Genomic DNA, 25,032 nt, shown 5'->3' on the forward strand with positions numbered 1-25,032 from the left:
TCATGCCATGCCATGTTTCCAGCCAATTCTTACCATCCACCAATTCATGGGATACGTCAGTACCGCGCCCACCATAAGACCCAGGGCGCCGAAGCCCCAAAAGGCCGCACTGTTCGGAGGCGGCGGGGCCCCGACCACATTGGGCGTGACAAAGCGCATTACTAAGCCCATCCCAAGCATCACCGTGATCATGGAAAAGAATTCGGCTCGGCCTCCTTTCCACAATGCCAGGAGCGGGGGATTCCCCATCTGTCGCATAGCACCGTACTGGAACAAAAACCAGCCAAAGGCAAAGCCAACAACATATTCAATCCAAAATTCCGACCAGAAAGGCATCCGCAACCATCGCGTGATGACCATGGCACTCATGATGCCTAATCCGTCCCCACTGACACAGTGAATCACCGACCCGATAATTTTTTTCCACTCATCAGAGACAAACAACGAATGCATTTGCTTGGCAGCCCGGCCTTGCTTGCTTCCGATGCCCCGCGGGCGGCAGGTCCAGAGGTACAACAGCAGGCCAATTACCGAGAAGAAAATGACGACAATGGGCCAGCCGACCTTTAAGGCAGGCATGACATAGCGGTTTACCACCAGCGAGTCATAGAGGACCCAGCCGGCCGCAACAATCCCAAAGCCATACCACAGGATGACAAACATAGGGACGCTTAAAACATGAAGAGAGCTCAATGGTGGTACGCTACACATGGAACCGCTAGCCTGACTTCCGCCTTACAAGATTCTTGTCACAGAAGGAATCTCAACGACGAGATCCTTTGGATCGCCTTGGCACCCTCACCGCGAGGGCAGCCAAATTTCAAGGATCCTTCTTGGTCAAGTTCAGCGTCCGACGCTTCATGAGTCCAGCCTTCCCTTGAGTTTCACGTCACAGGTAGAGCAACCAGTTACCCCGGCAGCCGTTGTTCCAACTCAATTCCACATCGATCCCAAACGCGATATCCAGGGTACTCCCCGGCAACCCGGTCCCGCCGTATGGGATTCTGGCGGGATCGTGCTATCGGCTTTTCCGCTCCATCATGCCTTCCATGCCTTCTCGCATGCCGCCCATCTCGTCCATATGGCCGCCCATTCCGCTATCCATCTTGTCCATCATGCTCATCATGTTCATGCAGGTGGCCATATCTTGTTTCAGGTCGGCCAGGCCGTTCTGGCTCGCTTCGAGCGTCGCCCGCATCTTGGTTGCGTCATTCGACCGTTGCCCCTCTTCCATCCTTATCATCATCTGATCGATCGCCTTGGACGCCTTGTCATGGTGTTCCCGGCACTCCCCCATCATCTTCTTCATGGACCTCATGTCTCCGCTTCCCTGTTGCGACTCCGGCGCTTTCATCTCGGCCAGTGTTTGCCAGGGCATGAAGAACATTAAGACTAGCAGTCCCACTCCGATGGCAATGTGTAACCGAGTCCTTCTTCTGTGTGTCATGGCATTCTCCTTCTTTCTTGCCAAGACAACGTTGGCAACACTTATTCGGCCTTCTTCACGTTCGCTTCTTCCGTAACCACAGCACCATCCGGCTGCACAGCAGTCTGCCGATTGATAAAACGTCCGGCAGAGTGGCCATACTTTGTTGCAGCCTCTCGTTGTACCTCTTCAAAGGTGGCTGAGATATCGGCCGTGAGCAACTCGTATTGAGGAACATCCAGATCATGGTCAGGACTGACCTTGACCCAGGATCCTTCCGCCCAGCAGCCGGTTTGGTCAGGACCGACGTTGCGCAGAATGTCACCCGTCTCCAGGTTATAGTAATAGCCTTCACAATTCTGAATGTCCCGGAACGTTAGCATGTCAATCATCTCCCCTGATCATGGCTTCTTCAATTTTCTGACTTCTCCCAGAATCTTCGACAGTAGGACCGGCTGAATAATGACGGCGACAGCGACAATGAATGCGAACAGCGTCGAGGCGACCATGCAGAGCATCATGGTCCCGTCCATCATCGTGCCTTGCATCATTTGCCCTTCCATTGGAATACCCTTTCTTCTAAAGGGGCGAACGTCAATTGCCGGCGCACTCAACTCTTCAACAGTTTGGCGATGAGCAGGACGAGCAGTACGATCAGGAGAATCCCGACGATTCCCCAGATCAGCATCCCGGCGCCCATTCCCATCATTCCATCCATCATGATGCGGCCACTCTTATCTTCTGTACGTCTTACCTAGTGGGGCAAGGCTCGATGAACCTCGCCCCACTTGTGTTTCGAATGACTTTATCGGCGAGTTCCGGCCGGCTGTTGCCGTGCCCCAGCGGTGGCGGCGACTTTCCGACACTCTTCTGCACATCGCCGACAAGCTTCGGCACACCGTCGGCAATGTTCGTTCTGATGCTTCTCGCATTCGCCAGCACACGCGTCACATGCGGTGGCACAGACGCCGCACAGCTCTGCAATAAAAGGGGAGTCCCGGCTGATAAATGCCGCACAGGACCAGCATAGGTCCGCGCAATCGATGCAAAGCCGGGCGCATTCGGGCATTTCGCCTAGACACTGGTTCCCGCACGATTCGCACTCTTCGGCACATCTCACACAGGCTTCCATACACGTTTGATATTGATGAGCCATGTAGAATCCTCCTTTCGGTCCTGGTGACAATGCTGCGAGACTAGAACCTATCTCAAAATGGTTGCATCGATAAGCGCATCACTTATAATGCGCCGCCATGCTGCGGCTGCGCGATGACCAATGGGAACGGATTCGCGAACATTTGCCCGAGGAGCACATCGCTGATGGGCGCGTTGGTCGCAAGCCCGTGCCGGCGCGGGCAGTCTTGGAGGCCGTGCTGTGGATTTTGAACACGGGCGCACAGTGGCACATGCTGCCGCAGTGTTATCCCAACTACAAGACGGTGCATCGCCGCTTTCAGCAGTGGTGCGAACGCAAGGTGCTGCGCGACATTCTCATGGCCAACACACTGCGCGAAGAAGGCGACATCGATGAGCGCGAGAGTTTCATCGATGCCACGTTTGCGTCGGCCAAGGGCGGTGGCGACGGCATCGGCAAAACCCGCCGGGGCAAAGGCGTCACGATTCTGGCGATCGTGGACCGCCATGGCTTGCCACTCTCCGTCAGCACCCACGCGGCCCATCATCATGAAGTCACGTTGGTGCAACTCAGTTTCGACTTCTACATGCTGGAGGCGAAGCCCGAGCATCTCATTGGCGACCGCGCCTATGACAGTGATGGTCTCGATGACGACCTCAAGCAGGACGGGGTCAACATGATTGCGCCGCATCGGTCGACCCGGAAACTCAAGACGCAAGATGGCCGCCATCTGCGGCGGTACCAACGCCGCTGGCTCGTCGAACGCTTCTTTGCCTGGCTGCAATGGAAGCGGCGGCTGCTTGTTCGCTGGGAATATTACGCCTCCAATTTCCTCGGCTTTGTGCAGCTCGCGTCCATTACGATGCTGCTGAAGCAATTTTGAGATAGGTTCTAGTTCTCTCACAAGCGATAAAGGTCCATGGGAATGGATGACCGACACAATCTCGGCGTTACGGTAAGGAGATCAAGATTAGGACCGCACTCCAGAAGGCGTGCGTGTCAGCTCCGCATTCCAGAAGATGCGGGTGGAGGCAGGCAGATCACAATCGAAGAACAGTCAGTTTCGCGAGGACTTCGTCGACCGGTGGGGCTAAGAAATCGTAGAAACGAGGCGGCGCTATACCCGGCGGATCGATGAGGCTTACTACAATCGCTTGTTCTAAAGAGCTAGTCTGAATATCGAGCCAAGGATGAGACTGATCGGCATGCTCGACGCTGAAGGTTTTAAAGACGTCGCAATACTCACGCACCGGCTGATCAGTTGAGGATCCGCACCCCATTGGAGTTTGCCCGGCACTGAACAACGGAAGCAGACACGCGTAGGCGTTAAATGTCAGCCCGAAAAGAATCAGCACTAATGAAACGGAGATAATTCGAGGTATCAACGCAATACAACCCATCGTATGATTTCAGCATGCCTTCAGGCGAGACAGTCAGTATCAGCAGATTTTGACCCGCTGATCTTGGGCATCGCAGACGCGGGTACTGAGTCTGCAAAATGCAGACCTATAGGCATAATGGGGTTATCCCAGCACGCACAGCGAGAGAAGTGAGAGAGTTATGGCGTCAGAGTTGAAACTTGGGATAAAGCGTCGGAAGTTTTGACCAGCTCTAAAATCGAAGACGATTAGGAAAACCATCACCTTGATGCCCTACCTGTATGGACAGCATGTCTTCGATCGGACAACTCGTCCCTTCATTGGAGACGAAATGACGACCCGTGATCACGCCGTGCACCTCGGTTGGTGGTATGAAACCCTTTTGTTTGAATAGGGAGCGATGTTTCTTCAAGATGCCCGCTCTTTCGTCTTCCTCCGACGCCCCATCGCAACGACCCGGAAGATCAACGGCGGGAGCAGCAGCATCTGCGCCACCGAGGTGACGCCCACTGCAACTCCCGGAATGAGGGGCATCTGTGTGGTATAGCTCCACCACTCCACGCCATAAATCATGATCCCTTCAAGCGGAATGATCATGACAAGCCCGGTCACGGCCATGAGCGCATACTCGCGAAGCCCAGGATGCTCAAACCATCCTGGCTGACCAAACCACATCCACCCGATCCAGAAAATGAGCAGGACGAGCAGGCCGTCGCCGAGACTCATCGAGAAGCACTGCCACCAGGGAATAGGGGTTCCGTCCCTTCCAACGTACAGCGTGGACTGCGCGCGTTCCCAGGGATAATTGAAGACAACCGCCGCAATAAAGATGCGGGCGAGAGTCGTGGCCAATGGGGTCCTTGAAGCGGCATCATAGAAGCGGCTCATCGTCCTCCGGCGCCTATCACGGTCGCTCGCTTCGTTTACCTTCCTCGATAGGAGAAGAGCAGGAACACTTGGTTCGGAAGGAATGTGAGTTCTTGCTGAAGCGAGTAGTCAGCTTGCTGCAACTCTTGCAGGATGACTTCTCGGGGCGTCCAGTGGCCTATCAGTCTCGTGAACCATCCTTCACCGTTGAAATCGATGACCGTTATCCTCCCGCCGGGACGGAGGTACTTGCTGGCGTTCTTAAAGTACGATACCCGGTCTTCCAGGTGGTGATAGGTGATACAGGTAAAGATCAAATCGACGCCGGACTCCGGTAATAAGGGGTCATCAGGCTTGGCAAGAATCACATCGATGTTTGCATAGCGTTCTTCCCGGGCACGTGCTGCCACATAGTCATTCATTCCTGGATCGGCGTCCACCGCGTACACCTTTCCCGTCGGACGAACAGCTTCTGCAAGTCGGAATGTGAAATACCCGCTTCCCGAGCCAAGGTCCGCGACGAATTGCCCGTCCTTCAGGTTGAGCGCCTGGAGAACTTCTTCGGGGTGCTGCCATCCGTCGCGCCCGAATCCTTCATTGAGCCAGCGCTTGAAACTCGTGCAGCCCGTACAAGCAGCGGCGATCAGCAAGATCAGGATGATGTGAAGCGGCTTGCATTGTCTCAAAGTCATGATTTCCCCTCTCGATGGGGATTCCTAACAGTCGCGCCTCTGAATGCCGCCACGCCCGCCAGCGCCTCTGTCAAAGACTTGTTCTGAGAGCCTCTGCTTCTCAGCTCACGGTGACAGTGAAGTGTTCACGCCGTTCAGCTGCCCCTGCCCGCTGGATCTTGACGGTGATTTGCCATTCTCCTGCCATACCAAAGTTCGCGTTGGCCTGATACATGTCTCTAGTCATGGCCGCTGTCTCTTCCATCGCGGTCATCCCTGGCATCGTCATGGTCACATCGAATGTCACCACGGCGTCTCTGACGGTTCCTCCGGCAGCATCGGTCAGCTTCACGCGCAACACATTCTCGCCCACTGTCGGTTTCGCAGGAATGGTCGAGAAGGCCACGATCAGGTCCCCCACCCGTTTTTCGCTTTTCGTTGTTTCGATCCTCCTTCCAGCCATCTCATGGGTCTGGCCTTTATTGCCCATGTCCATCTGTCCCATCTTCTCCTTCTCCATATCCATCTTCTCCATCGGCATCATGCACATACAGCCCGACACCACAGCGGGCATCAGGGACACTGCAACAAACTGGCTTATGGATTTCATGCCATTCCCTCCTTGCTGTTTCCTTGTTCAAGCATCCTCTAATCCAATGGACCTCCGATGCTCTCGTCACGTTTCATCTTCTCCCATCCATGACTTACTGTTCGCCTGCTCCCACGGCAATCATCGCGCCATGATTGGCAGCCATTTACCCGATTCGTCTGGATCGGCGAGTTCCTGTATTTCAATGAAGTACAGGCCTTATCTTCCGGTCTTATATGCATTCATGCCTCAGGACGACGCTATGTGGGCTTAGAGTAATGTGCCCACGACTTGCTCCAGGACAGCAAACTGACTCTCCCGTTCAGTCAACGCCCGGTAGTACGCCAGTCGAAACTCCAACCACGCGCGCTCCGCCTCTAAGAAGTCGAGAAAACTATTTCGCCCGGTCCGGTACCCGGCGCGTGCCGCCTCCATGTTTTGTTCCGCTTGGGGCAGGATCGTCGTCCGATAGAGATCGACGACCTGTTGCTGTGCGTGGACCTTCGCGAGCAGTTCACTGATCTGAAACCGCGTCACATTCTGCCAAGTCTGCAATTCCGCACGGGCGGCCGCTTCCGTCGCCTTGGCTTCCCGTACCCCCGCGTCATATTTGCTCTTCGTCCAGAAGGAAAAGGGAATGCTCATGATGCCAATCGCGCCAAAACCATCTACTGCCTGGTAGTTTTGAAACCGCTGAACCGCAACTTCAAAGTCGGGATAGTATTGCCGCTTGGCATACGCGACCGCCTGTCGGCTCCGTTCGATGCTGAGCGAGGCTGCCTTTAGTTCGGGCCGTGTTGTCTCGGCCACCTGTTCCAGAGCCTCGATCGGCTTCTCAGGAACGGCCACGGCTGGCTCGCGCGGCCGGCCCAGCGGTGTGCGCGGATCCCGGTTCAAAATCGTATTGACCTTGGCGGCCGCCGTCTCCCGCCGTTGCTCGAGAACCGGCAATCGCTGATAGAGGTCCGACAACTCAACCTGGGCTTTCAGCACATCGACCTGCGTGCCCTGCCCGGCACGGAATTTCGCCGTCGCCGCGTCGAACAACTGCCGGACGATGTCAATCTGGTCGTGATGCACCTCAATCTCTTTGTGCGCTAGATACAATTCATAGTAGGCCTGCTTTAATCGCGCCAGAATTTCACGCTCCTTGGCGCGGATCGCCTGTTCACGGATGCCCGCCGCGCGGTTGGCCACTTCGGCATTCAACGGCAGTTTTCCGGGGAACGGGAACTTTTGGGCTAGGGTCAAGATGGTATTCTGGGTCCGTCCTGGACTGGTCAGGAGATTCCCGTTCTCTGGGAAGTTCCAGAGCTGCACCCCGAACGTTGGATCGGGCAGGGTACCGGCCTGAGGCACCCGCTCCTTTGACGCCTCCCATTGTTGATGGGCCGCCTGAATTTCAGGATTGCGCGCTAAGGCTTCTTGCATCAGGTCGGCTAACTCTAAGGGGATATCGAGCGGTGGGGCGGCTTGTGCCGTCCCGGCCAGTGCACCAATGAGAACGAGCGACAGGCACCCACGTAGGAGATGGTCGGCCTTCATCACAATCCTCCAGTGTTAGAGATCCAGTGTTAGCGCTTACCGCTCCGGATAGATCATCAGAGCTTCGCTCGCTGTTCCGCCTGGGCTGCCCTTTTTCATGCGACGGCTGGTCCTCGCGAAGAACCGATGCCGGTGATCAGCGGGCGAAGGGCAGCACTCACCGCTCCGGTTCATTGACGCAGTGCTCGGCTTCGCCATACGGCGTAGATGGCCGGAATGACAAGCAGCGTGAGCACTGTCGAGGACACCATCCCGCCGATCATCGGGGCGGCGATCCGTCTCATGACATCCCCTCCCGCGCCGTGGCCCCACATGATCGGCAAGAGCCCAATGAGAATCGCGGAAGCCGTCATCACTTTGGGGCGGACCCGCTGCGCGGCGCCTTCGATAATGGCGCTGCGGAGATCGGACATCGATCGCAGCCGGCCCTCTCGCTGCCAGCGGTCGTAGGCCTCATCGAGAAAGATGATCATGACCACGCCAGTCTCCGCCGCGACACCCGCGAGTGCAATAATCCCGACCCACACGGCCACGCTCAAGTTGTAGTTCAGGAGATGGAGGAAGACGATTGCGCCGACCACAGCAAAGGGGACCGAGAGCAGCACGATGAGGCTCCGGGCCACCGAACGAAAGTTGAGATAGAGCAGGATGAAGATCAGGAAGACCGTGAGGGGGACGGCGATCATGAGGCGGGCTTTGGCCCGTTCCATGTACTGGTACTGCCCGCCCCAGACCAACCGATAGCCGGGCTCGACCTTGACACGTTCGCCGACCAATCGTTTCGCCTCAGCCACATAGCCACCGAGGTCACGTCCGGCCACATCCACGAAGACGATCCCCGCCAGCGAGCCTTGCTCATCACGGACGGAGGGAGGTCCCGTCACCATCTTGATCTCGGCCAATTGCACGAGGGGCACCTGTGCCCCGCGCGGTGTCGACACCAAGACCCTTCGTAACGATTCAACATCGTCCCGTAGCTCGCGCGCATACCGCACATTGATCGGATAGCGCTCCCGACCTTCGACAGTCTGGGTGATATTCTTTCCGCCGATCGCGGTTTCGACGATATCCTCGACATCCTCCACCGTCAGCCCATAGCGCGCTACCTCCCCGCGGTTCACGCGGACGTCCAGATAGTAGCCGCCGGTGACCCGCTCCGCATAGGCGCTCCGGGTGCCAGGCAGTCCGGACAGGAGGCTCTCGATCTGCAAACCGATCCGCTCGATCTCGCCCAGGTCGGACCCGAGAATTTTGATCCCGAGATTACTCCGGATCCCTGTCGCCAGCATTTCGGTCCGCGTCTGGATCGGCATCCACCAGATATTCGGCATCCCCGGAAATTTCACCTTCTTATCCAACTCCGCGATCAGGGAATCCCAGGTGACACCGGGCCGCCACTCCTCTTCCGGCTTCAGCGTCACGACGGTCTCGACCATGCTCAGATGCGCCGGATCAGTCGGTGTTCGGGCTCGGCCTACCTTGCCGAAGACATGATCCACCTCGGGGAATTGCTTGATGAGCTGATCTTGCTGCTGGAGGATCTGCGTGGCTTCCGTGATGGAGATGCCCGGCAGGGCGGTGGGCATGTAGAGGATACTGCCTTCGTTGAGCGGCGGCATGAATTCCGACCCCAATTTCTGATAGAGGGGCACGATCCCCGCCACGGCGAGCACGGCCAGAAGGATGATCACCCACCGGGCCCGTATGGCACCGGCCACGAGCGGGCGATAGAGCCGGATCAGCCAGCGATTGAGGGGATTTGTCTCTTCAGGTCGGATCTTTCCACGGAGTAGCCAGACCATCAGCAGCGGAGCCAGCGTGATTGAGACCAATGACGCGAAGAACATGGAGGCGGTCTTCGTCCAGGCGAGTGGCTTGAACAGCCGTCCTTCTTGCGCCTCGAGGCTGAAGACGGGCAGGAAGGAGACGGTGATGATGAGGAGCGAGAAGAACAGCGGTTTTCCCACTTCCTGCGCCGCCCGTATGATGACCGCCGCCCGGGACTCCTGCGGTGCGTGTCCCTCCCGCTGCTGCGCCTCCCATTGCTCCACGCGCTTGTGCGCGTTTTCGATCATGACGATGACCGCATCGACCATCGCGCCGATGGCAATAGCGATGCCGGCCAGCGACATCACATTGGAACTGATTCCGAGGTAGTACATGCCGAGGAAGGCGAGCAGAATCGCGACCGGTAAGGTCAGGATGGCGACGAGCGCCGAGCGCACGTGGAACAGAAAGACCAAGCTGATCAGACTGACGACGAGGCTCACCTCGATCAGCTTCTCTTTGAGCGTGGCAATGGCGCGGAGAATGAAGTCGGAGCGATCGTACACCGGCAGGATCTCCATGCCCTCGGGGATCGAGGCCTTGATCTCCTCGAGCTTCCGTTTGACGCGATCGATGACGGCGAGCGCGTTTTCGCCATAGCGCATGACGATAATGCCCCCGACCGCCTCCCCTTGCCCATCCAGCTCCGCCGCACCGCGTCGGATGTCCGGGCCCAACGTGACATGGGCGACATCGCGGACCAGGATCGGGGTTCCTTCAGCGTCCGCCCCGATCGCCACTTGCCGGATGTCATCCAGCGTTCGGATGTAGCCTAGTCCGCGCACCATGTACTCTCGCTCACTCACCTCCACGACACGACCGCCGACGTCGTTGTTGCTGCGCCGGATCGCCTCAATGACCTTCTTGATCGGAATGCGGTAGCCGAGTAGCTTCGTGGGATCGATGTTCACTTGATACTGCTTGACGAAACCGCCGACAGACGCCACTTCCGCTACGCCGGGCACGCTCCACAGCCAGTACCGCAGATACCAGTCCTGAAAGCTCCGCAGGGCGGCGAGATCGTAGCGTCCTGACCGATCGACCAGGGCATACTGGTACACCCAGCCCACGCCGGTCGCGTCCGGGCCTATCGTTGGTGTGATGCCCTCCGGCAATTTCCCGAGCGCGGACTGTAAGTATTCGAGGACCCGGCTGCGGGCCCAATACATATCCGTGCCGTCTTCGAAAATGACGTACACGAACGAGAGCCCGAGAAAGGACTGCCCGCGAACAGATTTGATGTTGGGTGCGCCCAGCATCGAGGTGATGATGGGATAAGTAATCTGATCCTCGACGAGATCAGGGCTGCGGCCTTGCCATTCGGTGAAGACGATCACCTGAACATCCGAGAGGTCCGGGATGGCATCCAGCGGCGTGTGATAGACGGCCCAGACACCCCAGCCCACTACGAGCACGAGGGCCAGCATGACCAGAAAACCGTTTTGGGCGCTCCACGCGATGATGCGCTCGATCATGTCTCACCCACCTTGTGCTGGAAGCCCCACCTGGCGCTGAAGGCTAACGCTCTTCTGACCGCTGTCATCACGGACTCGGCGAACTATTCGTCTCACATTCCCTGCATGCCGGACATCCCGCCGCCGGCCGTCACCGAAAATGTTTCCTTCAGATTAGTCTGGCCAGGACGCTCCACTGTGATCGTGAGATCCCACTGGCCCGCCATGCCGAGATTCACAGTCGCCTCATACGTCCCGTCCTTCCCACGTTTCATCGGTACCGTCGCCGGCATCATGCCCGGCATCGGCATGGTGTAGGTGAGCTGGACGTTGGCGTTGGAGACTGGCTTGCCGTCCTTATTGATCACGGTCACTCGAATGACGTTCTGCCCAATCCTCGGCGAAGCGGGCTGTGTCGAAAGGCTGATCGACAGCCCATCCGCCTGCTTGTGCTGCTCGAATTCAGATCGTTTGCTCGTTGTCTTCTGACTGCCCTCCATGTTCATCTCGCCCATGTCCATCTTGCCCATCTGGGCCTGCTCCATCTTGACGCCGCCCATGCCGAGCGAACCCATCATGTTCGTGGCCGCCATGAGCTTGCTCTCCGAATCAATGAGGAAGTTGCCTGAAGTCACAACGCGCTCGCCGGCTTGCACGCCCTTTTGCACCTCGTAGTAGGCCCCGATCTTCGGCCCGACCGTGACCTCCCGTGGTTCAAACAGCCCTTCGCCTCGTGTGACAAACACCAATTTGCGGGTCCCGGAATCCAGCAGCGCGCCCTCGGGTAGCGCGAGCTGCACCCCGCGATGCACCGCGATCTGAACAGTACCGTACATCTCGGGCTTCAGCAGGAGCGTGGGATTCGGCATCTCCAAGCGAACTTTCACGGTCCGCGCCTCCTGGTTCAGATAGGGGTAGATGTAGGACACGCGTCCGTGAAACTGCTCGCCCGGATACGCGGTGAACGTCGCCGTTCCCAGCTGGCCTACTGTGACGAATGGCACCTCGAATTCATAGATCTCCGCGTTCATCCACACCTGACTGAGATCGGCGATCGAGTACACCCGCGTCTCCGGCTGGACAAACATCCCTTTGAACACCGGCTTCTCAATGACGTAGCCCGTGACCGGAGCATAAATCGTCAAGTAGGTGTTGGCCTTGCCTCGGCGGACGATCTCATCAATCTGTTGATTCGTCAGCGTCCACAAGCGCAGCCGGTCCCGGGCCGCGTCGACCAGTTGATCGGCCTGCTGGTGTACTTCACTCAGTGGACTATTTTTGACTTTCTCCCGGGCCCGTAAGGCGAGAAGGAGCTCATCTTGGCTCGCCACGAGATCCGGGCTGTACAAGGTGAAGAGCGGCTCCCCTTTGCGTACCACTTGTCCTGTGTAATCCACGAAGAGATCTTCCACCCATCCTGAGATGCGAAGATTGACATGGGTAATCCGCTGCTCGTCATACTCGATTCGCCCCACGGCCCGTACGGTTGTCTCCAGCGACCGCTTCTCAACGACGGCCGTGGTCACCCCAATCAGCTGCTGCTTACGAGGCGACACCATCGCGTACGCTTGCGTGGAAGTAATGGCAGCAGGGATTTCGGTGGGAGCTGGTGGTTTTCCTCCTTGCTCAGCCTCATTGGTTGACACCTCATGCTGTCCCTTCGGCTCCCGGTGTCCTTTGGGCTCCATTAGCAGGACCAACCCTCCAATAACAACGAGGATTCCGAAGCTAATAAGAACCCAGCGTGTCGGCTTTGCCTTCAGCATCACGCACCTCCAGTTACGAGTCACTTCATAGCAAAGAAGATCGGCGTTTCTTCCGTTCCTTGATTATCGACCACCCCAAGTCGAAAGCAGTCGAGCGTCAACAAGAGAATCGGCAAAAGAGCCAATGAAACAGGCGTCTAAAATCGAGACGTACGAAACTATCTACGTAGATCTAACGGAAGAAAGAGAGGAAAGAATCAGATGCGAAGGACCGTGGTTCTCACCACGGCGTCCTGTGGAGGTCGTTGTGCGGGATATCCCTCGGGGCTAGGGGTCCAGGGAGACAAGCTGATCAGCGAAGTCAGCGGGGCAGCCTCGGCCGGACTTACCGCATGCGCATCAACCGAGAGATGGAAGTCTGAAGCAGCGTGGAGGCCAAGTGTAGTGAAGGTGTCGCAGAACTGGCGGACCGGCTGGTCCTCCGGGTCCGCGCAGCTGCCACCCATCGCCGCCTGCGGAACACCAAACAGTGGCAACAGGCAAGCGTAGGCGTTGAAGCTGAAGATCAACAACAGCAGAACCAACGCCCCAGCGATAACAAAACGCACACGCGGCATATGCCACTCCTCATCCGTAATTACGATACGCTTTGATTTGACCGGTGTCAATCAGGAGCAGAGAGCCTGGTAAAGAGGCCGGCTGGTCTCCTGCAAGGGGTCAGGCTGATTATGTGAGCCCCGTCAAAGCGAACAGGGAATTGGTCCAGACATGTCCCTGAAAGAGGAAGAACGCTTTCTACCCGCCATAATGGAAATGGTCAGAGCCGCACACTTACTCAACGCAGCACGTTTCCCCTCTTAATGCTTCGAGCCCTTCTTTTCCAATAATGGGAACCATGATCAGTGCAGCAACCGGATCAGCCCACCACCATCCTAAGAGCGCGTTGAGGACCAAACCGCCGAGTAGGATCGCCGAGAGGTAGACGCAAAATTCGGTCTGCTTCGCATCGGCGGTCATCGCCGCGCTGCCAATTCCCGAGCGACCTGTCGTTTCGCGCGAGTGAGCAAGGGCATGACAATCAAGGAAGCGATAGCCAGCATGATGCCCAAGACGCTTGTTTCGGGCGCTTCTCGATTGAGAAGAGAAGCCACGGCTTCATAACCGACGTAGGCTGCCAAGACCAGAAAGCAGACACCCACGATTTGAAGAGTGATTCTTTCCTTGCGTTCACTCCGTGCGTCGTCTTTGTCTCCATGTAGCCGCCAGAGCAAGGCTGCGCCTGATGTGACCTCGATCCCGCTATCAATGCCGAACCCGACCAAGGCTATGCTACCCGCCATCACTCCCAGCATGACGGATATCAACCCTTCTAGGCTGTTATAGGCGATCGTAAAGTATTCCAGCCGTCGGCCGCGTCTGAGGATACTCGCGCGGCGCTCCTCCAAGTCAGTGATCAAAGTTGTTTGCCGGAAGACTCCTCGTTCTCTACCAGGTGTCGATTGTGAGAACATTTCTGCTCTTTCACTCCTCTTGCCGTGCATTTCTCTCCTTACCTTTTTCGAATCCTTCCTCTTACCCGAATTCCTGAGAAGACCTTCACGATCTACCTTCCAACGTGGGGAGGATCTTGAGCAGCGGCGACCGATCACTTTCCAATTGAACCGTCGTGTGCTCAATACCGAACCGCTGACGCAAGAGTTCCTGAAGATCCTTGAGGACATGCTGGCCATCGGACAGATCATCCACCAGGATATGAGCACTCATCGCCTCCTTCCCCGAGGTCAGCGTCCAAACATGGAGATCGTGGACATCTCGGACACCATGAGACGCGCGCATGGCTGTCTCGATCTCTCGGACGTCCAGATGCGGTGGAACGCCTTCCATTAAAATCTGTACCGTCTGTTTGATCAGATTCCAGGTCCGCGGCAGGATGAACAAGCCGATCGCTCCGCTGATGAGCGGATCGGCAAGTGTCCATCCTTTCCATAGAATGATCAGCGCGGCCACGATGACGCCCAGCGAGGCAATGGCATCGCCCAGCACTTCGAGGTAGGCGCCGCGAAGATTCAAGCTCTCATCGGCTCCCTTGTGAAGCAGCCACATGCTTACGAGATTGACTCCCAACCCGATGATCGCGATGGTCAACATGGGGCCGGCTAAGATTTCCGGAGGCGACCAGATACGTCGATACGCTTCATAAAGAATGAAGGCCGCCATGCTGAACAGCAGCACGCCGTTCGCGAGCGCGGCCAGAATTTCCAGGCGCACGTATCCGTAGGTATTCATCGGCGTGGGCGGCTTGGAAGCGAACCAGATGGCGAGCAGACTGAGACTGATGCCCGCCACGTCAGTCAGCATATGGCCGGCGTCAGCCAACAATGCGAGACTCGCCGTCCAGATTGCTCCGGTCACTTCTAGGATTAGAAAGGCGACGGTCAGTCCGAGCGCCCAGCTTAGCCTGGCGCTGTGACGCTTTCCCGATGTTGTCCCGGGAGTCCTCAGCTGTTCAGTGGACAAATCCATCTCTCTCATCCACGGTTCCCCTTGCCTTTCAATTATTCCGCACTGGATGTCGCGTGAAAAGCACAGTCGAACATATCTCAGTGACCAAAGCCAGCAGCACGGACCTGATGATCGAACAGGCTGAGAGTACTAGGCCAAGTACGCCCCTCCCTATGGTGATCCCAACCATTGGGTCACCCACCGATCGAACTCTCATTCGCGAACGGTTTGGCAAGAAAACCTTGCGCCCCTCGTACAGTCAGCAATTCGTCAACCTGTCCGGAGTGAGAAGCGCTGATCAACAGAATCGGTAACGTGAGACCTTGCGCTCTGATCAGTCGGAGCACCTCGGCTCCTTCCAGCCCTGGGAGGTGCAGATCCAGAAGCATGGCATGAATCTCCTGCGTAGAGAGCAAGGTTAAAGCCTGCTCCCCACTGGCCGCGCTGTGAACGACATAGCCCCAGCGCTCAAGCCGATCTCGACAGGCGAGTCGGACATCCGGATCATTATCGACCACCAGAATGGCTTTCACTCTTCCTCACCCCCTGCGCCGTGGTGCGAACAGACATGAGATAACGACCGGAAGCCCTTCACGTTCGCACGATGCCCTGACGATCACAGATCCCTCATCGTTTAGTGGCTGTGTCCATGCCCATCAGACGCAGCAGGGCCAGAGAAAGTCTTGCTGGGGCCACCATTCCGCTGAGCGCAAGGCAACTCCAAATCACGTCATTTCCAGGAGGTATTCTTTGCTTCCTTTCATGAACCGCCTTCCTTGATTTTGAATGTCTTTTCCTCACTCGGCCTTGAGCATGTTCGGGCCCTACACTTCCTGCCCGTACGGCGCTGATACTTCTTTGGCTTCCCCTCTTCGTTGGGCCCATGCTTCTCGTAGGCGCTCTTCCCAAACATACAGGGTTGGCAGCACGAGAAGGGTCAGGGCCGTGGAAGTCACGAGTCCACCGATGACCACGGTGGCTAGCGGCTGTTGCACTTCCGCGCCAGCGGACGTCGAAAGAGCCATCGGCACAAACCCGAGACTGGCCACCAAGGCCGTCATCAGCACCGGACGCAGACGAATCATAGCTCCTTGTGAAGCAGCTTCCACACGCGACAGACCCTGTTTCTGCAAATCGAGGATATAGGCCATCAGGACGACACCGTTGAGCACAGCAACTCCGAACAGCGCAATAAAGCCGACAGCGGCCGAAATCGAAAAGGGCATGCCGCGGAGCGCCAGCGCGATGACGCCGCCGGTGGCGGCCAGCGGCACATTCAGAAAAATCAGGATCGCCGGCCCGACCGCGTTAAAGGTTGTGTAGAGGAGCACGAAGATGAGAAACAAGGCGAGCGGGACGACAATCGCGAGCCGTGTGGACGCCTCCTGTAATTGTTGGAACTGTCCCCCCCACTCGATCCAATAGCCTTTTGGTAAGGTGATCTGAGCTTGCACGGCTCGCTGAGCGTCGGCCACGAAAGTTGCCAGGTCGCGGCCCCGCACATTCGTTTCCACCGCCAAGCGGCGGTGAATATTTTCCCGGCTGATCTGCGCCAAACCGGTCTCCGTCCGAATGTCCGCAAGCTGACTGAGAGGGATCTGCCGACCTGCGGGGTCAGCTACCCGAATGTCCTTGATCCGGTCAAAATTGCTACGATCTTCTGGCCTAAAGCGGACCTGAATGAAAAAGCGCTGATTGCCTTTGACGACCTGCCCCGCAACACGTCCACCGATCGCTTCGACGGTTCCGAGAATCTCCGAGGCATTGATCCCATATCGAGCGATCGCCTCGCGGTTGATGATGACTCGCAGGTACGGCATCCCCGCGACTTGCTCGGCTTTGGTGTCGGCGGCCCCCTGGACCCCCGAGACGACCTGCACCACCTGATCGCCCAGCCGTTTGAGGATGTCCATGTCTTCGCCGAAAATCGTGATGGCAATATCGGAACGCACCCCGGCGATGAGCTCCTGCACCCGCAACTCAATGGGCTGAGAGTAACTGAAAATGGTGCCGGGCACCGCCGCCTTTAATGCCCGATCGAAGGCCTCAATCAGGTCAGCTTTCGTGTGAGCCGTCCTCCATTCCGACTTGGGCTTCAAGATGATATACACGTCACTGACCTCGACCCCCATTGGATCGGTGGCAATCTCTGGACGACCGGTTCGCGGGACAACGGTGGCGACCTCCGGAAACTGCCCCAAAATTTGTCCGATCCGGTTCGTACTCTTGACGGATTCCTCTAAGGCCACACTGGGAAAGCGCCAGGCTTGCAACGCGATCGCTCCCTCATCCAACTTGGGAATAAATTCCGCCCCCAGCACCGAAGCGATCGCCAGGCTGCCGGCAAAGATGACGGCGGCAGCGGCGGCAGTGATCGCTGGATGCTGGAGGGTCTGGAACAGGAGCGGCTGGTAGATCCGTTTGGCCCAGCGCACCACCCACGTTTCTTCTTCACTGACTTCGCGGCGGAGGACCAGGCTGACGAAGACCGGGGCCACCGTAAACGCGAGGAGGAGCGCAGCCACGAGCGCAAAGATGACGGTCAGCGCCATCGGGCGGAACATCTTCCCCTCGACGCCTTGCAGGGTCAAAATCGGCAGGTAGACGATGATGATGATGCCGACCGCGAAGAAGATCGGGCGGAGAACTTCGTGGCCGGATCGCAGAATCAACTGCCGGATCTCCGTGGGGCTTGCCCGGCGTCGCACTTCTTTTTGCCGCTCAGCCAAATGTCGCATGATGTTTTCAATCATCACGACCGATCCGTCGACGATGAGCCCGAAATCGATCGCCCCGAGACTCATGAGGTTGCCGGAAATGCCGGCGGCCAGCATGCCGGTGAGCGCGACCAACATGGACAACGGGATCACCGAGGCCACGATGAGGCCGGCCCGAAGGTTGCCGAGCAGGAGAAACAGCACCGCGATCACGAGGAGGGCGCCTTCAGTCAGGTTCGTGGTGACCGTCTTGATGGTGTTGCGCACCAGATCCGTTCGATCGTAGTAGGGGTCAACCGTCACGCCGGGGGGCAGGGATTTCTTGATCTCATCGAGTTTGGCTTTGATACGGTTCACGACGACCCGGGAGTTTTCCCCGATGAGCATGAGGACCACACCCGTCACGACTTCACCGCCCTCGTCCCGGGTAACGGCTCCCTGCCGTATCATGGGTTCAAAGCGCGTGTGCGCGATGTTGCGTATCGTGATCGGCGTCCCATCGTGCCCCGTTGCCACCACGATATTGTTGAGATCCTCCAGCGTCTGCACGAGCCCCTCGCCGCGGACCAGGTACTGCTCTTGCGCGTGCACGATGTATCCGCCGCCGGCATTGGCATTATTGCGCTCGATCGCCTCGAAGACCCGGCCGATGGGGATGTTGTAAGCCACCAGCTTCGCGGCATCGAGCACCACCTCGTACGTTTGGAGTTCCCCTCCGTAGCTGTTCACCTCCACGACGCCCGGAACCGACCGCAGCTTAAAGGCAATGTCCCAGTCAAGAATCGTCCGCAACTGCATCAAGGAGTAGCCTTGGCCCTTGACCTCGAACTGGAAAACCTCCCCTAAGCCGGTCGAAATCGGTCCCATCTCGGGGCTGCCGAGTCCCTGAGGAATCGCCTGCCGCGCCCGCGGTAAACGTTCCATGACGAGCCGTCTGCAGAAATAAATGTCCATCCCTTCCTCGAAATAGACGGTGACGGCCGACAGCCCAAAGCGGGACACGGAACGGATCAGGGTGATGCCCGGCAGGCCTGACATCGCAGTTTCGACCGGAAAGGTAATGAATTTCTCGACCTCAACGGGACCCAGGCCGGGCGAGTCGGTGAGGATCTGCACCTGATTGGGCGTCACGTCCGGCACGGCGTCGATCGGCAACTTCCGCATGGCATAGATGCCGGCCGCGACAATAAGCCCGACAAAGACCAGGACGAGAAATCGGTTGCGCAGCGAAAATTCAAAGAGCGCGTTCAACATGATGGGCTCCTCTGACGTCTCTGGTGCTAGCCTCCCGCGATCCGTTCCTTTAACAGAATGGATTTGAGGTAGAAAGATCCTTGGGTGACGGTCCGCTCACCTTCAGTCAAGCCGGACAGCACCTCAGCGTCGTTTCCCGACCGGCGACCGATGAGAACCGGCCGGACCGTATAGGTGCCTGGGCGTTCCTGCACGAATGCCACCGACTTCTCATCAACCTGTTGAATGGCGTCCTGGGGGACGACCAACACTTGTTGGTCTCCTTGAGGACTGGGCAGAATGAGGGCCGCTCGGGCGAACATGCCGGGTCGGAGGCGGCGATCCGGGTTCGCAATCTCCACTCGAGCATCGACAGTTCGCGTATCAGGATTCAGCAGATAGCTCAGATAGACAATCTTCCCCCGAAACCTCTCCTTCGGATACGCGTCCACCGTGATCTCCACTTCGCTGCCGACTTTAACCGCGCCCAGATGCTGTTCGTAGATATCGAGAAGGATCCAGACGGTGGAAAGATCCGCGATCGTAAAGGCCTTATCCTTGGGCGTGATGAGCTCCCCAGGAGTAATCGTCCGCTCGATTACCGTCCCGGCTTGGGGCGAGACAAGCGGGAAGTGGGAGAGAGGTTCTCGCTTGTCACTCCAACTGATGTGCTTGATTTGCTCATCTGGCAGTCCAATGAGCCGAAGCGCCTCGTAGGTGGCTCGATAGGCGGCCAAGCTTTTCTCATATTTGCCTTTGGCGTCGAGGTATTCTTTCTCAGAGGTGATGCGCTGCTTGAACAGCCCTTCCTCACGGAGATAGTTCCGCTCGTCCACATCTCGATTGGTCTTGGCCTGCAGGTAGTCCGCCTTCTTTCTTCCCAGCTCAATGCTGTCGAGAAGGGCGAGCGGCTGATCGGCTTTGACACGATCACCCAGTTCGGCCATGACCTTGATGATGCGACCTTCAATGCGGGGGCTAAGATGGATCAGCCGGTACTCATTAGGCTTGATGTTTGCGGTGGCCTGAATTGCCTCCCGGAAGCCTCGCCGTTCAACGACGGCGGTCTGGAACGTTTGTCCTTCAAGCGCCTGAGGCGGGACTGTTAGTTGATGTGGCTCGCTCGTCTCATGACCAGCCTGTCCTTTCTCTTGCTCGGCCGTTGCCTTCGGCGCCGGCTGTTCCACGCGACCCTCGTTACAGCCCACGATAAGAGAGACGAGTAGGCTCCCAAGGAGAACCGGAATATTCCCGCTCCTACGAGACTTCTTGAAATCACCAGGGTCACGTGGCGGATCTCCCCGCGTGAGGACTGCTTCAATGCGTGTTCGCAACAGAACGGTACGCCAGCTCATCGAAGCTCCCCCGTCCAGCGTTCTAACCGCGCCAGCTCGACGGAGAGATTCGCCCGCGCCTGTGTGTACTCTAACAACATTTGCCGATGCACTCGTTGCGCGTCGATTAATTCGAGAAGGCTAGCCGCGCCCTGCTGAAAACTGATCCTCGCGATCCTCAGCGTCTCTTCCGCCTGTTTCAACAAGCCCTTCTCAAACACCTCAATCCGATCCTGTGCGGCGTGGGCTTCCTCTGCAGACTCGGTAATCGCTGCCACGAGTTCATTTTGGGTCCTCACGTGTTCTGCTTCAGCACGTTCCTTCGCTGACAAGGCCGCTGTGATTTCTCCTTGCCGCCGATACCACAGGGGTATAGGAACACTCAATCGAGCCAAGTAGGCCGTCTCGGCCGCTTCCTGATGAAAGAGGCCGGAGACCGTGACAAAGGGAATCAGTGATTGGCGTTCCTGCACAAGGCTGTGCCCTGCTCGTTCGATCTCTTTTCGGACCCGACGGACCGTCGGGTGATGTTCCATGGCGCTTCCGACCAAGTCCTCAAGGTTCAGTCCAAGTCGAGGTGATACGAAATCACCGAGAACACCGAAGTTTTTGCCGAGCGCCCCGCCGGTTAGCCTATTCAGTCGAGACCGGGCGACAACCAAAGAGTGTTGAGCGTGATTCAGATCATTGCTGACCTTTTGAACTTCCACATTTGCTTTCAGGGCTTCAAAAGGTCTCGCCTGCCCAGCATCCACCCGAGCCTTGACGCTGCGGTAGAAGTCCTGCACGATGGCAACGGCTTCCGTGATGAGTTCTACATTGCGCTGAGCGAGAAGTAGTTGGTAGAAGGCAATCTTGACATCAGCAAGGACGTTCAACCGAGTCCCATCAACAGCGGCCTGGGATCCGGCAAGCGCGGCCTCCGCCGCCCGCAGACGGGCTTGGCGCATACCGGGCCACTCCAGAGGTTGACTCACTATTACGCCGCGCTCGAAGAAGGCCACATCCCCAAGAGCCTCGCGAGTTCTACCCGGTCCGACGGTTCCGGTAATGGATGGATTGGGATATGCCGCCGCGGTCGTTTGAAGCCCTCTGCCTTGCTTGACCAGACTGGCGGCTTCCTGTAAAGCCGGATTGTGCTGTAGGGCCACCTCGATCATTTCATCCAATCGATAGGAACGACTCTCCTGAACTTCAGCCAGGACAACTGTACCGGTCAGGTGAACCGACAAGACGACTCCGACCAAAAGCCTAGTTCGCAGGGATAGATGTGCCATTACAACTCCTCCTTACGTGTGAGGCCCAGTGAGTGTATCTGAGGAAAACGTCTACCGAACGAGGACGAACAAGCCTAGAGGATCACAGGAGGATGGAACAGAGACTGAACAAACGTGGGAGTGTAGGTTGCGGGGCTTGGAGTGTCCGCACTCGTCAATAAGGACGTCGGCTGCCAAGTAGAGAACGGGACAGATTGAAACACAAGATGACAGGGGCATCCATCCCCGGGTTTATCTGGAATCGCGCTGGTTCCGTCCAGTGATCGATCGTCAGCAGAAATAAGACTGAGAGCAGAGGAAGAGGATCCGGATTTCCAATCATTGATGCAACTTAACCCTGTGAGTTGAATTCCCAGAAGCAGGATGAGCCCTGTTACAATCAGGCGCTCTGAGGGGATGCTGAATTGCAAGAGCCTCGTCATGATCGCCCTTTGAATCTCAATCTACCATCCGGCATTATTGTGATCACACGGACCCATCTTGCTTGCGCATCAACCAGCCGACAAGCGGCGGCAGCCAACAGAGATTCGCCGCAATCGTTTCAACCGCCGTTGAGATTTGTGTGGTGGGACTAAACCCCACGAGCCGAGCGGTCAGCAAGCCAATCGGAACCACGAGAACAATCGCAGCACTGGCCAGCATGACGGGATGACCGACGTATTCGTGCAGTGCTCTTCCCCATGCCCCCGCCTTTCGCCGAAGGAAGATGACTCCAGCGATATTGGCCCCAAGCTGGTCACTCAAGGCGTAAAAGAACGGGATGTAAAATCCTTCCACTCCGTAGACATCGATTCCGGCCATTCGGCTGCCCCAATCGATGATCCACGGCAGCAACATCCCAGAGAACTTTCCCCAGCCATACGCCTCGGCCATTGAGCCGAATGAACCGCGAACGCGTTGCCGGAGAGCATAGATGCCTTCAAACAGGCTTTCTCCTTCTCCGGAAAGGGTGCGAACGAGCCATTGACCGAGCGCGCTTTGGTGGAATCCAAAATGATCGAGCGCTGCGCCAGTAATGAGTCCCCCTGCGAATCCAGCCCCGGTATATTTGAGCAACTCACCGAATTCTTCCTGCTCATCCTCTTCTTGATGCTTCGGCTTCTCTTCGGTCATCGCTCCTCCAACTGTCGGGGATTAATCTCGGTTACAGGCAGATACAAAGGGCCAAAAAGACTTTAGCAAACCGGGTTGCTCGACTGTCGTTTCGCTCGATAACTGACACGCGGGTCGCCGGATCGAATGGTGCCCCGCCCACCCGATCCGTTGATCGAAGGATTCAGAAACGCGCCAGCCACTACTCTTTCCCGTTGACTCTGCTGGACCTCTCCCTTCGCTGCACCCATTCCCGGGTTCCGTTTCAACACCAGCTCAATGACTTCCTCGAGCTTGAATACACCCGAGCCAGTGTTGGCGGACTCTGACTTCCCACACCAGATACTTCCCAGAAGCGAGGTAATGCCAAAAAGACACATGGTTCGGTATTGCATGAGACCCTTCCTCATTGCTCGCATGACTGGGCAATGCTTCGACTGCTGCTGCGTGGTGTGAACGGTTATCGTGACGCGTCAGACGTTGACGGGAGGATGGAACAGGACCACGACGAAGGTCGGCACGGACGAGGTAGGACTTACACGCACAGCCTGTGCAAGGAGGGACAGGATGTCAGGACCAGCAAGCGGCACAGACTGGAACACGAAATGGCATGGGCACCCATCATCCGTCACGCCGCCATTGGGGAACGGAGCATGATCGATCGTTTCCGAGAGGATGGAGCCAGGTACGAGTTCCCACTCCCCAAGACAAGTAAGACCGGTGAGCTGGATTCCGAGGAGGAGGATCAGCCCTATGAGGAGCAGTTGTGAGTTTCGCGGCTGTAACATCAGTCTTTAGCAAGCTTCTTCGCCAATATAGCACAAATCTTGAGCCATAACTCTACTGCGCTGAACGGCTTTCTGATTGAGAACGCAGGATGCATAGAGCGTTCACTACTGTGGCCACCTCTCGTCATGATGTTCGACATCCGCCGGGAGCATCATACGACCGGAGCGCGTAACAGCTCAGAACCTTTGGGCATATTCTAAAAGCTGGTTCTCAGTTTTATATGAGCCCGTAGGAATCTAGGGATTGCTCTTAGCTACTTGGCTGGGACAAGTTGTCCGACACGGCACCTATTTTGCGCAATGAAATCATCCGGTCCAACCGAGCTGCCCACCTCACACATGCTCCCTTGGTTGCTTGCATGGAGCAGCCTCATTCTGTGGCCCGGTTGCGTGTCGCCTGTCGCGCTGCATCGCGCAGTGTTGGCGTACGATGAACAAGTCGCGCGGGTTACTCGAGAACAACTGTTGCTCAATATTGTCCGAGCGAGCGACTCGCATCCGATTCACTTCACCTCAGTCCCGAGTGTGGCCGCCACGTTCCTCTTTCAGGCGAGTGCCGGCATCACTCCGCCCGAAGGCGACGCCCGCGGCCTCGTTGCGCCGTTGATCAACGCCACGGTGGCGGAGAATCCAACGATTACCATTGTTCCGATTGAAGGTGAAGAGTTTACGCAACGGCTGCTCACACCGATCGAGGAATCGCGCTTGCTTTCTCTGGTCAGTGTGGGGACCGACTTCAACATGCTGCTGCGGTTGACGGCAGCAAGCCTCCGATTGTTCGAGGCCGGCGAGGATCGCCGGATCAGCAATGATCCTTCCCGACCCATTGGGTATCAGGAGTTTCGCCGGCTCGTCGCGCATCTGGCCGCGCTCCACCAGGAGCAACACCTGCATATACAACGGGTCATGGCGCAACCGGTATGGGAAGGATTGGTGCGCGGGCCTCTCGAACCCCATGATATCCTCCAAGCCATCGAAAAAACATACCAATGGCAATCGCTACCCCAATCAGGGGCCTACCAGCTCACGCGATCTCGGCTTCTTGTCAGCAACTATCCGGCAGGGGCGGTGGATCTTGCACAACTAACGCAGCTTGGCAAGCGAGCAAAAGAATGGCCGCCGAACGAGATCCTCGTCGATATACGCCCGGGGTTTCCCGGCGGCGAATCCCCAATTCAGGGCACCATCCAGCTGAGAAGCTTCGACTCGATACTTCGATTCCTTGGGGTAGAGATGATCAACAATGATGGTAACGTGCGGCGCGGCCATGAGCTTTCCACTAATCCGGCGAGACTTCTCACTATCGAAAAGGTCGATACACGATCTCACGCAACCGTCGCCGTTCAGTACCAGGGACAGCTCTATGCCGTCTCGGCAAACACCTGGGACCTGGAAGTCTTTCGTCTGCTCTATCAACTGTTTCAAATGACGGTGAAGCCCATCCAAGCGCCCGTTCCTGGTATTACGATCGCCAAGTAACCGGTGCGAGG

Annotated in this window: 23 protein-coding genes; 2 read left to right on the plus strand and 21 right to left on the minus strand. The window is 57.2% G+C overall.

What is annotated here, in order from left to right; translation table 11 throughout:
- The 5 genes from NITMOv2_RS13395 to NITMOv2_RS25050 all read right to left on the minus strand — a co-directional run bounded on the left by NITMOv2_RS13395 (position 1) and on the right by NITMOv2_RS25050 (position 2,582).
- Entirely contained in the window at positions 1-663 is a 663-nt protein-coding gene (locus NITMOv2_RS13395) for a DUF4396 domain-containing protein (RefSeq protein WP_202967225.1), read from the minus strand.
- Between the two features lie 355 nt (positions 664-1,018).
- Positions 1,019-1,309: a hypothetical protein gene (locus NITMOv2_RS13400; protein ID WP_145976330.1), complete on the minus strand. Its 291-nt coding sequence runs from the start codon at positions 1,307-1,309 to the stop codon at positions 1,019-1,021.
- A 179-nt stretch (positions 1,310-1,488) separates the two neighbouring features.
- Complete coding sequence (locus tag NITMOv2_RS13405; protein ID WP_053380347.1) at positions 1,489-1,818, minus strand: hypothetical protein; 330 nt, start codon at positions 1,816-1,818, stop codon at positions 1,489-1,491.
- A gap of 9 nt (positions 1,819-1,827) precedes the next feature.
- Positions 1,828-1,989, minus strand: a complete 162-nt coding sequence (locus tag NITMOv2_RS23980) for a hypothetical protein (protein WP_187299207.1) — start codon at positions 1,987-1,989, stop codon at positions 1,828-1,830.
- Positions 1,990-2,231: 242 nt separating this feature from the next.
- Complete coding sequence (locus NITMOv2_RS25050) at positions 2,232-2,582, minus strand: four-helix bundle copper-binding protein (protein ID WP_083448009.1); 351 nt, start codon at positions 2,580-2,582, stop codon at positions 2,232-2,234.
- Between the two features lie 97 nt (positions 2,583-2,679).
- Between NITMOv2_RS25050 and NITMOv2_RS22830 the strand changes: the two genes are divergently transcribed.
- Positions 2,680-3,444, plus strand: a complete 765-nt coding sequence (locus tag NITMOv2_RS22830) for an IS5 family transposase (protein ID WP_083448010.1) — start codon at positions 2,680-2,682, stop codon at positions 3,442-3,444.
- Between the two features lie 157 nt (positions 3,445-3,601).
- Here the strand turns inward: NITMOv2_RS22830 and NITMOv2_RS23530 are convergent, their stop codons facing one another.
- The 16 genes from NITMOv2_RS23530 to NITMOv2_RS13480 all read right to left on the minus strand — a co-directional run bounded on the left by NITMOv2_RS23530 (position 3,602) and on the right by NITMOv2_RS13480 (position 22,775).
- A complete protein-coding gene (locus tag NITMOv2_RS23530; protein ID WP_145976331.1) occupies positions 3,602-3,961 on the minus strand; it encodes a hypothetical protein in 360 nt (119 codons plus the stop codon).
- Between the two features lie 387 nt (positions 3,962-4,348).
- A complete protein-coding gene (locus NITMOv2_RS13415; protein WP_053380348.1) occupies positions 4,349-4,828 on the minus strand; it encodes a DUF418 domain-containing protein in 480 nt (159 codons plus the stop codon).
- Between the two features lie 35 nt (positions 4,829-4,863).
- Positions 4,864-5,499: a class I SAM-dependent methyltransferase gene (locus NITMOv2_RS13420; RefSeq protein ID WP_053380349.1), complete on the minus strand. Its 636-nt coding sequence runs from the start codon at positions 5,497-5,499 to the stop codon at positions 4,864-4,866.
- A gap of 100 nt (positions 5,500-5,599) precedes the next feature.
- Positions 5,600-6,088 (minus strand): FixH family protein, encoded by a 489-nt coding sequence (locus tag NITMOv2_RS13425; RefSeq protein WP_053380350.1) that lies wholly within the window; start codon positions 6,086-6,088, stop codon positions 5,600-5,602.
- A 249-nt stretch (positions 6,089-6,337) separates the two neighbouring features.
- On the minus strand, positions 6,338-7,612 hold the full coding sequence (locus NITMOv2_RS13430; RefSeq protein ID WP_053380351.1) for a TolC family protein: 1,275 nt from the start codon (positions 7,610-7,612) through the stop codon (positions 6,338-6,340).
- Between the two features lie 170 nt (positions 7,613-7,782).
- Complete coding sequence (locus tag NITMOv2_RS13435) at positions 7,783-10,914, minus strand: efflux RND transporter permease subunit (RefSeq protein WP_053380352.1); 3,132 nt, start codon at positions 10,912-10,914, stop codon at positions 7,783-7,785.
- A 92-nt stretch (positions 10,915-11,006) separates the two neighbouring features.
- Positions 11,007-12,452: a FixH family protein gene (locus NITMOv2_RS13440; protein WP_053380353.1), complete on the minus strand. Its 1,446-nt coding sequence runs from the start codon at positions 12,450-12,452 to the stop codon at positions 11,007-11,009.
- Positions 12,453-12,856: 404 nt separating this feature from the next.
- Positions 12,857-13,216 carry a hypothetical protein gene (locus NITMOv2_RS13445; RefSeq protein WP_053380354.1) on the minus strand — a complete coding sequence of 120 codons (360 nt, stop codon included), beginning with the start codon at positions 13,214-13,216 and terminating at the stop codon, positions 12,857-12,859.
- A 214-nt stretch (positions 13,217-13,430) separates the two neighbouring features.
- Positions 13,431-13,616 carry a hypothetical protein gene (locus tag NITMOv2_RS24255; RefSeq protein WP_202967226.1) on the minus strand — a complete coding sequence of 62 codons (186 nt, stop codon included), beginning with the start codon at positions 13,614-13,616 and terminating at the stop codon, positions 13,431-13,433.
- Positions 13,613-14,140 (minus strand): cation diffusion facilitator family transporter, encoded by a 528-nt coding sequence (locus NITMOv2_RS24260; RefSeq protein WP_202967227.1) that lies wholly within the window; start codon positions 14,138-14,140, stop codon positions 13,613-13,615. Before NITMOv2_RS24260 ends, NITMOv2_RS24255 begins: the two co-directional genes overlap by 4 nt.
- A 55-nt stretch (positions 14,141-14,195) precedes the next feature.
- Positions 14,196-15,122, minus strand: coding sequence for a cation diffusion facilitator family transporter (locus NITMOv2_RS13455; protein WP_053380355.1), 927 nt, complete (start codon positions 15,120-15,122; stop codon positions 14,196-14,198).
- A gap of 173 nt (positions 15,123-15,295) precedes the next feature.
- Complete coding sequence (locus NITMOv2_RS13460) at positions 15,296-15,634, minus strand: response regulator transcription factor (RefSeq protein WP_053380356.1); 339 nt, start codon at positions 15,632-15,634, stop codon at positions 15,296-15,298.
- Positions 15,635-15,925: 291 nt separating this feature from the next.
- A complete protein-coding gene (locus NITMOv2_RS13465; protein WP_053380357.1) occupies positions 15,926-19,072 on the minus strand; it encodes an efflux RND transporter permease subunit in 3,147 nt (1,048 codons plus the stop codon).
- A 26-nt stretch (positions 19,073-19,098) separates the two neighbouring features.
- Positions 19,099-20,238, minus strand: coding sequence for an efflux RND transporter periplasmic adaptor subunit (locus NITMOv2_RS13470; protein WP_053380358.1), 1,140 nt, complete (start codon positions 20,236-20,238; stop codon positions 19,099-19,101).
- 164 nt (positions 20,239-20,402) lie between these two features.
- Positions 20,403-21,662 (minus strand): TolC family protein, encoded by a 1,260-nt coding sequence (locus tag NITMOv2_RS13475; RefSeq protein ID WP_053380359.1) that lies wholly within the window; start codon positions 21,660-21,662, stop codon positions 20,403-20,405.
- Positions 21,663-22,127: 465 nt separating this feature from the next.
- The gene (locus tag NITMOv2_RS13480; RefSeq protein WP_053380360.1) at positions 22,128-22,775 is read right to left on the minus strand and encodes a hypothetical protein; all 648 of its coding nucleotides are present in this window, start codon (positions 22,773-22,775) and stop codon (positions 22,128-22,130) included.
- Between the two features lie 1,157 nt (positions 22,776-23,932).
- Between NITMOv2_RS13480 and NITMOv2_RS13490 the strand changes: the two genes are divergently transcribed.
- Positions 23,933-25,021: a hypothetical protein gene (locus NITMOv2_RS13490; protein ID WP_145976333.1), complete on the plus strand. Its 1,089-nt coding sequence runs from the start codon at positions 23,933-23,935 to the stop codon at positions 25,019-25,021.
- The last annotated feature ends 11 nt before the right edge of the window (positions 25,022-25,032 follow it).

This window comes from Nitrospira moscoviensis, assembly GCF_001273775.1.
In the GTDB taxonomy this organism is placed as follows: Bacteria; Nitrospirota; Nitrospiria; order Nitrospirales; family Nitrospiraceae; genus Nitrospira_D; species Nitrospira_D moscoviensis.